Genomic DNA, 11,890 nt, shown 5'->3' with positions numbered 1-11,890 from the left:
AACGAATCGCGGCGACCAACTGGCGGGAAAACCCGACCAACATCCACATCCTCGCACCGACCGGAACAGGGAAAACATACATAGTCTGCGCCATCGGCGTCGCCGCATGTCAAGCCGGATACTCCGTGGCCTACTACCGGCTGGACCAACTCGTAGACATGTTGGCGGTCTTCTCACCGACTGATCAAAACTACCTCGATAAGATGCGGAAACTGATCAATGTCGATGTCCTTATCATCGATGATTTTATGACCATGAGCATCAACCAGCGTGGGCAAGAAGACCTGAGCAAAACCATATTCGACCGCGACGGTCGGCTCCCAACACTGATCTCCTCCCAATCGGCCGCCGCCTACTGGGTCGAAGCCCTCCCCGACAGAGTCGGAGCCGATTCACTCGTTAGCCGCCTCAACAACGGCCACCGAATCCGCATCGGAGACTTCGACATGCGCAAGGCCACCGCCCCAATAGATCCGGACGAATAAAGCAAACAGCCGGGCCGACTCCGTCGGCCCGGCCCCGGTACCAACTACCCGGAACACAGTAGTACCGGGTCTCCGGAACACCGGTACCAAAAACCCGCGTCTGACACTCGGCCACTGGGTGTATCGCACGTCTTTCGGAACTGGTTGCGGACACGGAGCTGTCGAACGCGCTATGAATTCGTTCGCTGCGCATCTGCTGATGCCGCGCTCCTTTGTAGAACGGATGGAGGCGAAGCACGCAGACAGGAGAGCGCTCGCGATGGCAGTTTCTTCTCAGTGTGGTGTGAGTTGGAGCGCGACGCTTGGGCATCTTGCAAACCTTGGTGTTATCACCGATGAAACCTATGCGTTGGAGGTGGAATGCAAGCCCGATAGTCAAGAATTTCAAAACGCTGGTTTTGCAATCCCGATGGTTAAAGAACCGGATGTAGTTCCTCCTCTGTATCGCAGTGCAGTGCTCAACGCGTATCAACAGAGGAAGCTCACGACAGGGAAAACTCTGGAAGTGCTATTCGGGGCAGTCGTTGAGGAGCAGCTGCCGGAGAGGATTCCACCGCAGGGGAGAAAAGCCTCGTGAGTGAGAGCGGCTGCGCCCGTTGTCTCGTGATTGACACAAGCCACCTCACGCACGAATTTCCTGACAATCTCCGACGCGCCGAAGACCGACGGCGCAAACCGCGGTCGCAAACAGCGCTACCGGATACTCACCACACCGCTACCATTTCCTCCTTTCTAAACACTCTTGCTATCGACATCGATCGTGAGTACATTGTGAGTACATCGCTTTAAGGAGTTTGAAATGGCAGTTAAAGACCGGCGCTTGAACTTGCGTACATCCGCACACCAAGAGGAGTTTTTCCGCAGGGCCGCTGAGGTGACAAACACTTCGGTGTCACAGTTTGTGCTCGACAGTGCCGTGGAGCGCGCATTGATGGTACTTGCTGATCAGCGACTTTTTGTGTTGGGGGAAGAAGGTTTCTCTCGTGTTGAGGAACTTCTCGACCAGCCGGCCGACTTCTCTAAGCTTGGCAAACTTTTCGCTGAGGAGACTCCATTTGGCAAGGAGTTTCAATTTGGCGACTGACGGTGTGCTTCAGCCGCCTCGGAAACTTGTTAAGGCGGATGATCGTTCGAGTTTTCATTGTGGTGAGGTTTCGCTCGATGTGTGGTTTCGCCGCTACGCCATGCAGAATCAACGGGCACACAACTGTGTTGTTTACGTTTCCAAGTGGAATGACCGCGTCGCTGGGTACTATGCGGTCTGTACGGGTGGGATGGTTGCTGGAGCCGCGCCAGAAGCGTTTGCCAAGGGGCGTCCCGATCCGATCCCAGTGTTAATTCTCGCGCGGTTGGCGGTAGATGTGAATGCGCAGGGGAAAGGAGTTGGGAAAGCGCTGCTGAGAGACGCTCTAGCGCGGTGCTTCACTGTGGCTGGAGAAATTGGAGCCGCGGCAGTGGTTGTACACACGTTGGATGAACACGCGAAACGGTTCTACATGCAGTACGCAGAATTTCAGGAGATGCCGGAGCAACCGTTACATCTCTTGCTACCGATTAGAGGCATCAAACAGTTTATGACCCAGCCCGCAACCGCCTAAAACACCAACTGGTCCAGGAAGCGTTGCGCGCGTTCGGACTTCGGGGCGGCGAAGAACTCCTCGGGTGGGGCGATCTCGACGATGCGGCCGGCGTCCATAAACGCGATGTGGTCGGCAACGGCGCGGGCGAACGCCATTTCGTGGGTGACCACGATCATGGTCATGCCGTCCCGGGCGAGGCCAACCACCACGTCGAGAACTTCGCGGACGATTTCGGGGTCGAGGGAGGCGGTGATTTCGTCGAGAAGCAATGCCTTCGGCTGCATCATCAGCGCACGCACGATGGCCACGCGCTGCTTCTGACCACCGGAAAGTTCGCGCGGGCGAGCGTCAGCCTTGGCGGCAAGCCCCACGCGTTCGAGCAGCGCCACCGCCCGCGAGCGGGCCTCATCCTTGTCCGCGCCCTTGACCACCTTCGGAGCGAGCAACAGGTTCTCCATCACGGTCAGGTGGGGGAACAGGTCGTAGGACTGGAACACCATGCCAACGTCGGAACGCACGTCCTTGAGTTTGGTCGCGCTGGACGTGACGTCGCGGCCGTTGACTAGGATCTGTCCGGAGTCCACCGGCTCCAACCCGTTGACCGTGCGTAGCAGCGTGGACTTGCCGCAGCCGGACGGGCCGATGATGGCGAGGACTTCGCCGGGATTGACGGACAGGGTGACGTCGTTAAGCGCCTTGTGCCCGTTGGGGTACGTCTTGGAAACATGCTCGAGCGAGATGAGCGACATCTAGCTCCACCTTTCTTCCAGCTTGCGCGCGGCGAGCGAAATGGGAAAACAGACGAGAAAATACAGCAGGAACACCACGCCGTAGATCCATAGGGCGGCGGACGGGTATTCGAAACGGTTGGCGTCGATGATTTGCTGCGCCACCTTGAGCACCTCCACCACGCCAATCAGTGCGACGAGCGAGGTGGTCATGATCATGCGGTTGGTCAGGTTGATCGTCGCAGGGATCAGACCGCGCAGCGCCTGCGGCAGCACAACGTGACGATAAAGCGCACGCCCCTCAATGCCCAGCGCCGCCGCGGACAGGTACTGGTGGCGCGGCACCGATTCGATGGCGGCGCGCACCAAATCACCGAGCTCAGCTGTGCCCCACAGCGTGAACACGATCACCGCCGCCACCCGCGCATCCAGGTTCAGCCCCCACGCGCGCGTGGCGTCGAAGTACACCAGAAACAGCAGCACCAACTGCGGCATGATGCGCACAAACTGCAGGTAGGTCTGGGTGATCACGCGAACAATTTTGCTTGGCGACGACATCACCACCCCCAACAGCGTCCCCAACACAATCGACAAACCCATCGACGCAAGCGCGATCTGGATGGACACGCCAAGGCCCATGAGGAGGCGTTGGAAGTTGTTGCCGTCGGCGAGGACTTGGAGATCAGAAAACACTCGCGCGCACCTTCTTCTCCACACGTCCCGCGATGAGCGAAACCGGCAGCAAAATGATCAGGTAGAACGTGACCAAAAGCAGCAACGCCTCGCGCGTTTCGTAGGTCTGGCCGATCTGCTCCTTGGCGGTGTAGACCAAATCCGGCAGTGCCACGATGCTGACCACCGAGGTCTCCTTGATCAGGAAGATGATGTTCGCCGTAATCGCCGGCAGCGCAAGCGCCGTGGCCTGCGGGGCGACGACGTGGCGCAGCGCCTGCATCCGCGACATGCCCAGGCTTAAACTGGACTGCAACTGAATCGGGGCAACCCCCTCCAGGCCAGCGCGGATCGCCTCCGCCATGTACGAGCCACCCAGGAAGGCCAAGCCCACCACGGCGCAGGTCTCGCTCTCCAGCACGACGCCCATCTTGGGCAGGCCGAAGTACAGGAAGAACAACTGCACCAGCAGGGGAGTGTTGCGCGAGAGCTCGATGTACACCCGCGCGATCTGACTGATCACGGGCACCTTGAAGAACCGCATCCCGGCCACCAGTGCGCCAACGATAAAGGCGAGCAAAATGCCTTTAGCGGCAACCCTTACCGTGAGGACTGCCGCCGAAGCATAAACCGGGATGTTCTCGGTAACGACCGAAAAGTCCATGAGTTAGAGCTGGCCGCCCTCAACGACCAGGTCGTCCGCGGAAACCGCGTCGCCGTACACCGGCTTCAGGGTCTTCTCGTATGCGTTGTGGAAGAAGTTCTCCTTGCCGAGATCGACGAGTTCGTTGTTCATCCATTCGCGCAGGTCGTCGTTACCCTTCGCCACCGCGCCCGCGATGGTGTCCGTCTCACCCAGCGTCGGGATCGTCGCGGAGAAACCATCGGTCTTACCAGCCCATGCGAGAGCCTCCGTGTTGTCGGTGACCCAGGCGTCGCCGCGGCCGTCGAGAAGCGCGTTCGTCGCCTCGGTGTACTGCTCAAACTTGGTCAGCTTGATCTCCGGGTGGTTCTTCTCCAGGTACGCCTCCGCGGTCGTGCCCTTAACGACGATCACGTTCTTGCCCTCAAGCCCCTCCACGCTATCGATCGGCGCGTTGTCCGGCGTGACCGCACCCAACGACACCTTCATGTACGGGTTGGCGTAATCCACCTTCTCCTGGCGTTCCGGGGTGACCGTGAAGTTGGCCAGGATGATGTCGACCTTGTTCGTGTCCAGGAACTCCACACGCGAGGCAGCCTCTACCGGCACATACTCGACGTTTACGCCCAGGTCCTCGCCCAGACGGTTGCCGTACTCGATGTCATAACCGGCGAACTCGCCATTCGAATCCACGTAGCCGAACGGGGACTTGTCCGAGAACACGCCGATCTTCACCGAGCCGGCCTCCTGGATCGTGGCCACGTCGCGGAAACCCGCTGCCGGCTCCGCGCCGTTCGTTGCGTCGGTATCGCCGGACTCCGCGGAGCAGGCGGTGAGAGTAATGGCGGCGAGGACCGCGGCGGCGCTGGCGGCGAGGCCCTTGCGGGTGTTGCGCGGATTGCGTGCTGCGCTTGCTGCGCGTGCGTTGCGGGACGGGAAGAGTGACATGACAGTGAACTTTCTCTTGTAAATCTACAGCGGCGGATACCGCTTGGTTCAGTAAAAGTACACCACTCGGTCTAGTTTGTGAACCAGTTTGTCGGGTTTGCATTCGTTGCGGAGCGTTTCGGCTGCTAGAAGTCGTTACCCGGAATTCGTTAGTACGGGGTTGAAGGGAGCGCGGAGAGGGGTGCCCACTCGACATCTGGGAAGTACGGTGCAGTCAAGCGGTCGGCATCGCTGCATGGCAGTCGAGTTTGGTCTGTACGTAGTGGCGCTAGTGGGTCATAATCGAAGCCGAAGGCTCGAATTGAGGAAGGAGGCGCAAATGGATCAGTTTTATACCTATGAACGCTTTGCACAATGGGTGCAATGTGAACTTGCTGCCGAGAATGATTCCTCTTTTGTGGTGCGTGTGCTGAAGCGTGTTGTGTCAGAGATCCGGGATATTAAAGATCACAAGGAGTTCATAGCGGCGCACCGTGAACCGGATACGACTGGAGATGCAGATTGGGATCGTGTCATTCGAGCTGCTGCTGAGATGACGTACTCCGAACGCTTCCCTGGGGAGAGCCCTGGATGGTCTGCTGAGATTTCCGAACCTCCTGAGGCCTGGTTCTACCCGACGAGTCGTCCTTCTCGGTTCGTTTTCAACCTTGAACGGACTCCGATCTCCTTCCGTAAAAGAAGTATCTGCTTGGGTGAGGGAAATCTACGAACGGCGAAGGATCACGATCGCCCGTGGATCTAACACGAGATGAGCTCTTGCACGCGCTTGCAGAGCTCGAGAAACAGTTGGGAAATCAGGGCACGAATGCGACGCTCCGCGTTATTGGAGGCGCTGCGATTGCTCTGAGGTACGACGCGACTAGGGCAACCGCAGATATCGATTCTGTTTTTGAGAACTACCGGCAAGTTCGAAATGCGGTTGAAGAAACAGCCGTGAAACTCGGGTTGCCTGCAGACTGGGTGAACTCGCAGGTGCACGATCTCGGGTTACCTTTTTCGGCCGATCACAGTCCGGATCTCCTAGTTATCGGTCCGAATCTCACTGTCGAGATTTCGTCAGCAGAGTTTCTGTTGTTTACCAAGGTGGTTTCGACTCGCCAAGCGGAGCAGGACCTCGATGATGCGGTTGTTCTCGCGAAACACCTGGGGTTACGGAATGCTCAAGACATTGAGCAAGTGGTGAAACAGTTCGGCAGCGTTGATGGGCCGGTCGAATTATTCGTTGAAGACATTGCAGCGGAGCTCTAGAAAAGGGGATATTTCTCGAGATAGGTGATATTTGGCGCCGCGTTTCGGCTGCTAGAAGTCTTTACCTGGAACCCGTTAGTACGGGGTTAGGGTCGCATTAACGGGCTCCAGGTAACGACCTTTACGCGGGGAGGGGCGGGGAAGGCCGCCGGAAAAGCGCGCGGCCCGCACCACGGCCCGCACCGCCGACCCGCACCACGGCCCGCACCGCCGACCCGCTCCCCCTACCGCGGCTCGACGGGGTTGCATTGCCTTAGATGCCGAGAACAACGAGACGGGTCTACACCGAGCCCGATTGACAGCGATCCCCGAGAGTTTCGTAGACGGGGACTAGAAAGGTGCAGCTCGAACCACTAGGCTCAGGTAAAAGTCCTGAAAAGTGGTTCGTCCCCTATGTCTGCCAGTGAGGAGGTGCGAGGTGAGGGTTACGTTGGAGCAAGCTGCCGAAAACTTCCACGCAGATTTAGAAGACATGAGACGTGTGGTCAAGAGCGGACGCGCAGTGTTGGATGAGCACGGAACCATTAACCTCATGCTCGCGCAAGCGCTGTCTCGATTCGTCTCCGAGGAGTTCACTAGGCTTTTCGGCGCTGAGCAATCGTTTGTTGCCTGGGATCTCGTTTATGTCGAGCCGACCTATTTCAACCTCGTGGATCAATTCCGGCCGGCTGAGACAGGACTACTGGACACCCGGGAAATGGGGCTTGCGCCAGGGGGACGCCGGTATGTGCAAGCATCCTCGCGAGACGAGCTGATCGATGCGGGGATCTATGGGCTGTGTAATCAAACATCCCGTGTAGGTGTCCTCATCAGGGAAACAGATTGCACTGAGCAACAAGCTCTCGCTGATGCTTACATGCTTGGGGATGCTCGGCTGCAACAGGCGGTCCGAGCGTATGTGGTAGAGCACTCGACACTTGTAGCGTAGCCACTATGGACCACGTTCGTCTGTTGCTCCTCAAGGTTGCGTCTGCGCTTGATGGGGAAGACTGGTTGCTCGTTGGTGGGGCGATGACCCACTTGCACTGCGCGTTGAATGAGGTTGGCTACGCCAGGCCAACAGCAGATGTCGACATAGTCGTGGATCCGGTCAACCATTCGACTCTGGGCAGTGTGGCACAAAAATTGGAGGAAAGCGGATACGAGCCAGTCTTGCCACTAACTAGAGAAGGGTTCCTCCATCAGTTTCTCGGTGGCCAGGGATTTCGTGTTGATGTGATGGGGAAGGACAGTGAAAATACGCCCGACCGATGGCGCGGGTACAACGTCGTAAAGTGCCCCGGGTCCAAATCAGCACTCGGCATCCTTTCAGATGGGACGCTCAAGGATGTTCTGGAGGTACCGGTTAGTGACGAGCGGGCGGTCCGCCTGCCAAACGTTTGGTCTGCCATCTCAATAAAGGGCCACGCCCTTCGGCTCGCCGACGGAAACCGTGAACGTCACGTTCAAGATGCGCTCGCACTACTGGCGTGCGCTAATAGGACAGAAGTAAAACGAGAGCTGACAAAATCTGAGCGACTTGCGGTAAACAACATTCTCTCGAGTTCCTACATGTCCAACGTCGAGAATTGGCTGCCCTTGGACCAGGAACATTGGAGCGAGGCTCTTCAAGAGATCAGACGGTTGCGTCCCCGGGGGCCTATATCAGTACCTGAGCTGATTCAGCCGCGTTTACCGCCCGAGAAGCGATGAGTCGGGATCGGACCCCGACTTCCGCGGAAGGGGCGAAGCTCACCCCTACCGCGGCTCGACGGGGTTGCCTTGCCAGACGGTGTTGGCGGGCACCTCGTCGCCACGCATGACCAGCGAGCCGGGGCCCACGGTCGCACCGGCGCCGATGACGGAACCCGGCAGGGAAACGGAGTGGGCGCCGAGGGTGGCCGACGCCTCGATGGTGACGGTATCCAGAGACATCACGCGGTCCTGGAACAGGTGCGTTTGCACGACGGTGCCCGGTCCGACGGTGGCGCCGGCGCCGACGGAGCAGAGGTCGGTTTCGGGGAACCAGTAGGACTCCACCCACGCGCCGGGGCCGATCTTCACGCCCAGCGCCCGCAGCGCGAGGTTCATCTCGCCGGAGCCGGTTGCCCAGTTGAAGAACCATGGCGCGGCGATGACTTCGATGAACTGGTCTTGCAGTTCGTTAAACCACACGAACCAGGAGTACAGCGGGTGTTCGCCGACGCGGTGTTTGCCCACGAGGACCCACTTCGCCACCACGGCGGAGGCCACCGCGACCACGCCGACGCCCATCCAGGTGAGTCCGCCGAGCAGGTACGTCCACCAGCCGACGCGCTCAAGCAACGTCACCACGCAAGCCGCGAACAGGGCGGCGAGTACCGCCTGGGTCATGGGTGCCAGAAGGCGCATCGTCTCGACGACACCACGCCTGCGCACCAACCCCTTCGCCGGTTCGTACGTCGCTTCACCTGCGGCTTCGACTTCCACGCGGCGCATGCGCTCGGGCGGGGATCCCCACCAGTTCGAGTGCGCCTTGGACTTCTTCGGGCTCGCGGACAGCACGGCCACCAGGGAGTGTTTGGCCAGTTTGCGGCCCGGGGCGACCATGCCGGAGTTGCCCACGAATGACCGCTTACCCACGACGGCGTGGTCGGTCCGGATCCAACCTCCGCCGATTTCGTAGCCGCCGGCGAGGGTGTCGTCGGCAAGAAATGCGCCTTCGCGGACTTCGGTGAGTTTCGGCACCATGACCGCGGTGGACACTTCTGCGTGTTCGCCGATGTCGGCGCCGAGCAGGCGCAGCCAGACGGGTGTGGCGGCGCCGGCGTAGATGGGGAAGTAGCGGGTGCGGGCGTCGTCCATAAGCCGGGTGACGGTCCATAGGCTCCAGCCGCGCAAGGAGCGGACGGGGAACACGCCGGGTTGGACGCCGAGTTGCGCCAGGCGTACGCCGGCCCAGGTCAGGGCGAGGCCAAGCCCGATGTAGACCACGCCGCCGACGGGTGCGAAGACCAGCAGGCCCCACACGGAGCGGGTGTCAACCAATCGCGCCAGGCCGAGCGTCGCCGCCGCACCACCCAGCACCGCCAGCGCGGGCAGCACCGACAACACCAGGGAGGTCAGTCCGTACGCAAGCGCCCACATGGGGCGGCGCGGCGGGCGTTCGTTGGGGAAGCGGTGCTTGGAGCGACCCTTCTTGCGCGCGGGTGAGCCGGCCCAGCGCGAGTGTTTCTTCACCGGTTTGTCGCCGGTGACGGTGGAGCCGGCCTCCACGTGGGCGCCCTCGCGGATCTCGGTGCCGGGCATCAGTGTGGAGCGCGCGCCCACGCGGGCGTCGGGGCCGATGAACACTTCGCCGACGTGGAGTTCGTCGCCGTCGAGCCAATACCCGCCGAGGTCGACGCCGGGCTCGATGGCTGCGCCCTCGCCGATGGTGGCCAGACCGGTCACCGGCGCGAATGCGTGCATGTCCACGTCCTTGCCCACCGTGTTGCCCAGCAGTCGGGCGGTGATCTTGGCGGCGTTCGCGCTCGCGATGTTCATCGCGCCGGAGGCAGCCAGCCACCGCTCAGCGGCCCACAGCCGCAAATGCACAGTCCCGCCGCGCGGGTACACGCCGGGCGCAATCCGGCCGCGGATCGCCCGCGCCCCGAGCGCTCCGATCGGGATGCGCCCCAGCGGCGTGCACAGCACCGCAAACGCCACCGCGAGCCAGGTCCACGACAGCGTGGTCAGGCCCAGCACATTTGCGACGATCGCCACCCACGTCACCGCCGCCGACGCCTTCAGCGTCATCACCGGCACCATGAGCAGCGTCTGCGCCAGCCGAGTCGCGCCGGTCACTGGAGTCACAGAACGTTCGCGGGTGGAGGTTTTGGTGGTGCGGGTGAGGTCGTCGATAAGCGATGCAAGCGTTTCCAACCTCGGGTGGTCGTAGAGGTCGCGCACCGCGATGGTGGGCACGCGCTCGCGCAGACGCGCGATGAGCGAGGCGGCAGCTAGCGACGACCCACCTAACTCAAAGAAATCCGCATCCTTGCCCGGCACGTCCAGGCCGAGCACCGCCACCCATGCTTCGGCAACCCACTGCTCTGTCGGCGTCATGCCGACCGCATCCACGCTGGCGGGCAGCGGCCACGGCAGGGCCTTCTTGTCCACCTTGCCAGAGGTGCGGATCGGTAGCTCATCCATCACGTGGATGCGCGGCACGAGCGCGGCCGGCATGACCTCGGCGAGGCGCTCGCGCATCTGCTGCACGTCCAGCGAAACGCCGTCGTCGGGGGAGACATAGCCGACGAGCACCTTGTCGCCTGCGGGCAGCGTTTGTACGGCGACGGCGGAGTTATACACGCCCTCGAGCGCGGCCACGTTGGCCTCCACTTCGCCGAGCTCGATGCGGCGCCCACCGATTTTCACCTGGTCGTCGGCGCGGCCGATAAACGCCAGGCCATCCTCGGTGAGTCGCACGTGGTCGCCGGTGCGGTACGCGCGCTCCCAATCACCCATCGGCGCGTACTTCTCCGCGTCTTTCTCCGGGTCGAGGTAGCGCGCGAGGCCCACGCCGCCGATGATCAACTCACCTGCTTCTCCCTCGCCGTCGCTTGCGATGGCGAGATCCCAACCGTCCAGCGGCCAACCGATAGTCACGGGCTTGCCGGGGAAGAGCCGGGTTGCGCTGGCCACCACGGTGGCTTCAGTAGGGCCGTAGGTGTTCCACATCTCGCGGCCGTCGGCAAGGCGGTCAGTCAGTTCCTGGGAGCAGGCCTCGCCGCCCACAATGAGCAGGCGAATGTTGTCCAGGGCCTCTTTCGGCCATAGTCCGGCGAGGGTGGGCACGGTGGAGACGACCGTGATGTCGCGACGGATCAGCCACGGGCCCAAGTCCTGGCCGGAGCGCACCAACGCGCGCGGTGCCGGCACCAAACAGGCGCCGTGGCCCCACGCCAGCCACATCTCCTCGCACGACGCGTCGAACGCCACCGACAGGCCCGCAAGCACGCGGTCGTCGGGCCCGAGCGGTTCGTCCTGGCAGAACAGGCGCGCCTCCGCATCCACGAAGGCGGCGGCCGAGCGGTGGGTCACCGCTACGCCTTTTGGTTTGCCGGTGGAGCCGGAGGTGAAGATGATCCAGCAGTCGTCGTCGGGGGTGACTGTCGCAAGCGCGCCAAGCTCGCCGCCCAACACGCCACCACCAACCGGCGCCTTCACCATCCGCAGGCCCTCGTCGGTCCAGATGGCGTCCACGTCCGCTTCGGTGAATACGGTTTCGGCGCGCTCGTCCGGGTCGTCCGCGTCGACGGGGACGTAGGCGCAGCCGGCGCGCATCGTCGACAAGATTGCGAGGTAGAGCTCGCGGGTGCCGGACGTCATCCGGATGCCGACGCGGCCCCGGTACGGCACACCCTGGGTGCGCATGGCGGTGGCGCGTTGGTCGATTTCTTCGACGAGTTCGGCGTACGTGATTACTTCGCCGTCGTCGATGGCCGCCGCGCCGGGGTGGGCTTCGGCGGAGGCGAAAAGGACATCAATAAGTGTCCGCTCCGGCGGGGCGAGGTGGCTGCGCAGGAGCGGATTGGGAAGGGGCTCGGCTTGAACCATGCGGATTAGGTTAGACCTATCCGGGGC

The 11,890-nt window shown here is 61.6% G+C and carries 13 protein-coding genes; 8 read left to right on the top strand and 5 right to left on the bottom strand.

Annotated elements, in window-relative coordinates:
• The 4 genes from HMPREF3120_RS01920 to HMPREF3120_RS01905 form a co-directional block, all read left to right on the top strand.
• The coding region (locus HMPREF3120_RS01920; protein ID WP_168156396.1) for an ATP-binding protein at window positions 1-485 on the top strand (485 nt) is incomplete at its 5' end.
• Window positions 486-657: 172 nt separating this feature from the next.
• The gene (locus HMPREF3120_RS01915; protein WP_070422460.1) at window positions 658-1,062 is read left to right on the top strand and encodes an ImmA/IrrE family metallo-endopeptidase; all 405 of its coding nucleotides are present in this window, start codon (window positions 658-660) and stop codon (window positions 1,060-1,062) included.
• Window positions 1,063-1,284: 222 nt separating this feature from the next.
• Window positions 1,285-1,569, top strand: coding sequence for a type II toxin-antitoxin system TacA family antitoxin (locus HMPREF3120_RS01910; RefSeq protein WP_070422461.1), 285 nt, complete (start codon window positions 1,285-1,287; stop codon window positions 1,567-1,569).
• Entirely contained in the window at window positions 1,559-2,083 is a 525-nt protein-coding gene (locus tag HMPREF3120_RS01905; RefSeq protein WP_070422462.1) for a GNAT family N-acetyltransferase, read from the top strand. The genes HMPREF3120_RS01910 and HMPREF3120_RS01905 overlap by 11 nt, the downstream gene beginning before the upstream one ends.
• Here the strand turns inward: HMPREF3120_RS01905 and HMPREF3120_RS01900 are convergent.
• The 4 genes from HMPREF3120_RS01900 to HMPREF3120_RS01885 are packed head-to-tail and all read right to left on the bottom strand — an operon-like array spanning window position 2,080 to window position 5,056.
• Window positions 2,080-2,814: an amino acid ABC transporter ATP-binding protein gene (locus tag HMPREF3120_RS01900; RefSeq protein WP_070450355.1), complete on the bottom strand. Its 735-nt coding sequence runs from the start codon at window positions 2,812-2,814 to the stop codon at window positions 2,080-2,082. The genes HMPREF3120_RS01905 and HMPREF3120_RS01900 overlap by 4 nt on opposite strands.
• Window positions 2,815-3,486 carry an amino acid ABC transporter permease gene (locus tag HMPREF3120_RS01895; RefSeq protein WP_070422464.1) on the bottom strand — a complete coding sequence of 224 codons (672 nt, stop codon included), beginning with the start codon at window positions 3,484-3,486 and terminating at the stop codon, window positions 2,815-2,817.
• Window positions 3,476-4,129, bottom strand: coding sequence for an amino acid ABC transporter permease (locus tag HMPREF3120_RS01890; RefSeq protein ID WP_070450352.1), 654 nt, complete (start codon window positions 4,127-4,129; stop codon window positions 3,476-3,478). Before HMPREF3120_RS01890 ends, HMPREF3120_RS01895 begins: the two co-directional genes overlap by 11 nt.
• A 3-nt stretch (window positions 4,130-4,132) precedes the next feature.
• Complete coding sequence (locus tag HMPREF3120_RS01885; RefSeq protein WP_070450349.1) at window positions 4,133-5,056, bottom strand: transporter substrate-binding domain-containing protein; 924 nt, start codon at window positions 5,054-5,056, stop codon at window positions 4,133-4,135.
• 319 nt (window positions 5,057-5,375) lie between these two features.
• Here HMPREF3120_RS01885 and HMPREF3120_RS01880 point away from each other — a divergent pair, with 319 nt between their 5' ends.
• The 4 genes from HMPREF3120_RS01880 to HMPREF3120_RS01865 all read left to right on the top strand — a co-directional run bounded on the left by HMPREF3120_RS01880 (window position 5,376) and on the right by HMPREF3120_RS01865 (window position 7,996).
• A complete protein-coding gene (locus tag HMPREF3120_RS01880) occupies window positions 5,376-5,798 on the top strand; it encodes a hypothetical protein (protein WP_070450346.1) in 423 nt (140 codons plus the stop codon).
• Complete coding sequence (locus tag HMPREF3120_RS01875; RefSeq protein ID WP_070450343.1) at window positions 5,789-6,304, top strand: DUF6036 family nucleotidyltransferase; 516 nt, start codon at window positions 5,789-5,791, stop codon at window positions 6,302-6,304. Before HMPREF3120_RS01880 ends, HMPREF3120_RS01875 begins: the two co-directional genes overlap by 10 nt.
• A gap of 418 nt (window positions 6,305-6,722) precedes the next feature.
• A complete protein-coding gene (locus tag HMPREF3120_RS01870) occupies window positions 6,723-7,232 on the top strand; it encodes a hypothetical protein (protein WP_070450335.1) in 510 nt (169 codons plus the stop codon).
• A gap of 5 nt (window positions 7,233-7,237) precedes the next feature.
• The gene (locus tag HMPREF3120_RS01865; RefSeq protein ID WP_070450332.1) at window positions 7,238-7,996 is read left to right on the top strand and encodes a hypothetical protein; all 759 of its coding nucleotides are present in this window, start codon (window positions 7,238-7,240) and stop codon (window positions 7,994-7,996) included.
• 45 nt (window positions 7,997-8,041) lie between these two features.
• Here the strand turns inward: HMPREF3120_RS01865 and HMPREF3120_RS01860 are convergent, their stop codons facing one another.
• Window positions 8,042-11,863 (bottom strand): Pls/PosA family non-ribosomal peptide synthetase, encoded by a 3,822-nt coding sequence (locus HMPREF3120_RS01860; RefSeq protein WP_070450329.1) that lies wholly within the window; start codon window positions 11,861-11,863, stop codon window positions 8,042-8,044.
• Window positions 11,864-11,890: the final 27 nt, after the last annotated feature.

The sequence above is a fragment of the Corynebacterium sp. HMSC11D10 genome (genome assembly GCF_001806995.1).
In the GTDB taxonomy this organism is placed as follows: domain Bacteria; phylum Actinomycetota; class Actinomycetes; order Mycobacteriales; family Mycobacteriaceae; genus Corynebacterium; species Corynebacterium coyleae.
Note: the sequence above shows the minus strand (reverse complement) of the source record. Positions and strands in the feature narration are given on the sequence as shown.

What these genes read in the sequence shown, in the direction of transcription:
- HMPREF3120_RS01915 (WP_070422460.1), top strand. Translation starts at nt 658, where the DNA reads ATGAATTCGTTCGCTGCGCATCTGCTGATGCCGCGCTCCTTTGTAGAA.
- HMPREF3120_RS01910 (WP_070422461.1), top strand. Translation starts at nt 1,285, where the DNA reads ATGGCAGTTAAAGACCGGCGCTTGAACTTGCGTACATCCGCACACCAA.
- HMPREF3120_RS01900 (WP_070450355.1), bottom strand. Translation starts at nt 2,814, where the DNA reads ATGTCGCTCATCTCGCTCGAGCATGTTTCCAAGACGTACCCCAACGGG.
- HMPREF3120_RS01890 (WP_070450352.1), bottom strand. Translation starts at nt 4,129, where the DNA reads ATGGACTTTTCGGTCGTTACCGAGAACATCCCGGTTTATGCTTCGGCG.
- HMPREF3120_RS01885 (WP_070450349.1), bottom strand. Translation starts at nt 5,056, where the DNA reads ATGTCACTCTTCCCGTCCCGCAACGCACGCGCAGCAAGCGCAGCACGC.
- HMPREF3120_RS01880 (WP_070450346.1), top strand. Translation starts at nt 5,376, where the DNA reads ATGGATCAGTTTTATACCTATGAACGCTTTGCACAATGGGTGCAATGT.
- HMPREF3120_RS01865 (WP_070450332.1), top strand. Translation starts at nt 7,238, where the DNA reads ATGGACCACGTTCGTCTGTTGCTCCTCAAGGTTGCGTCTGCGCTTGAT.
- HMPREF3120_RS01860 (WP_070450329.1), bottom strand. Translation starts at nt 11,863, where the DNA reads ATGGTTCAAGCCGAGCCCCTTCCCAATCCGCTCCTGCGCAGCCACCTC.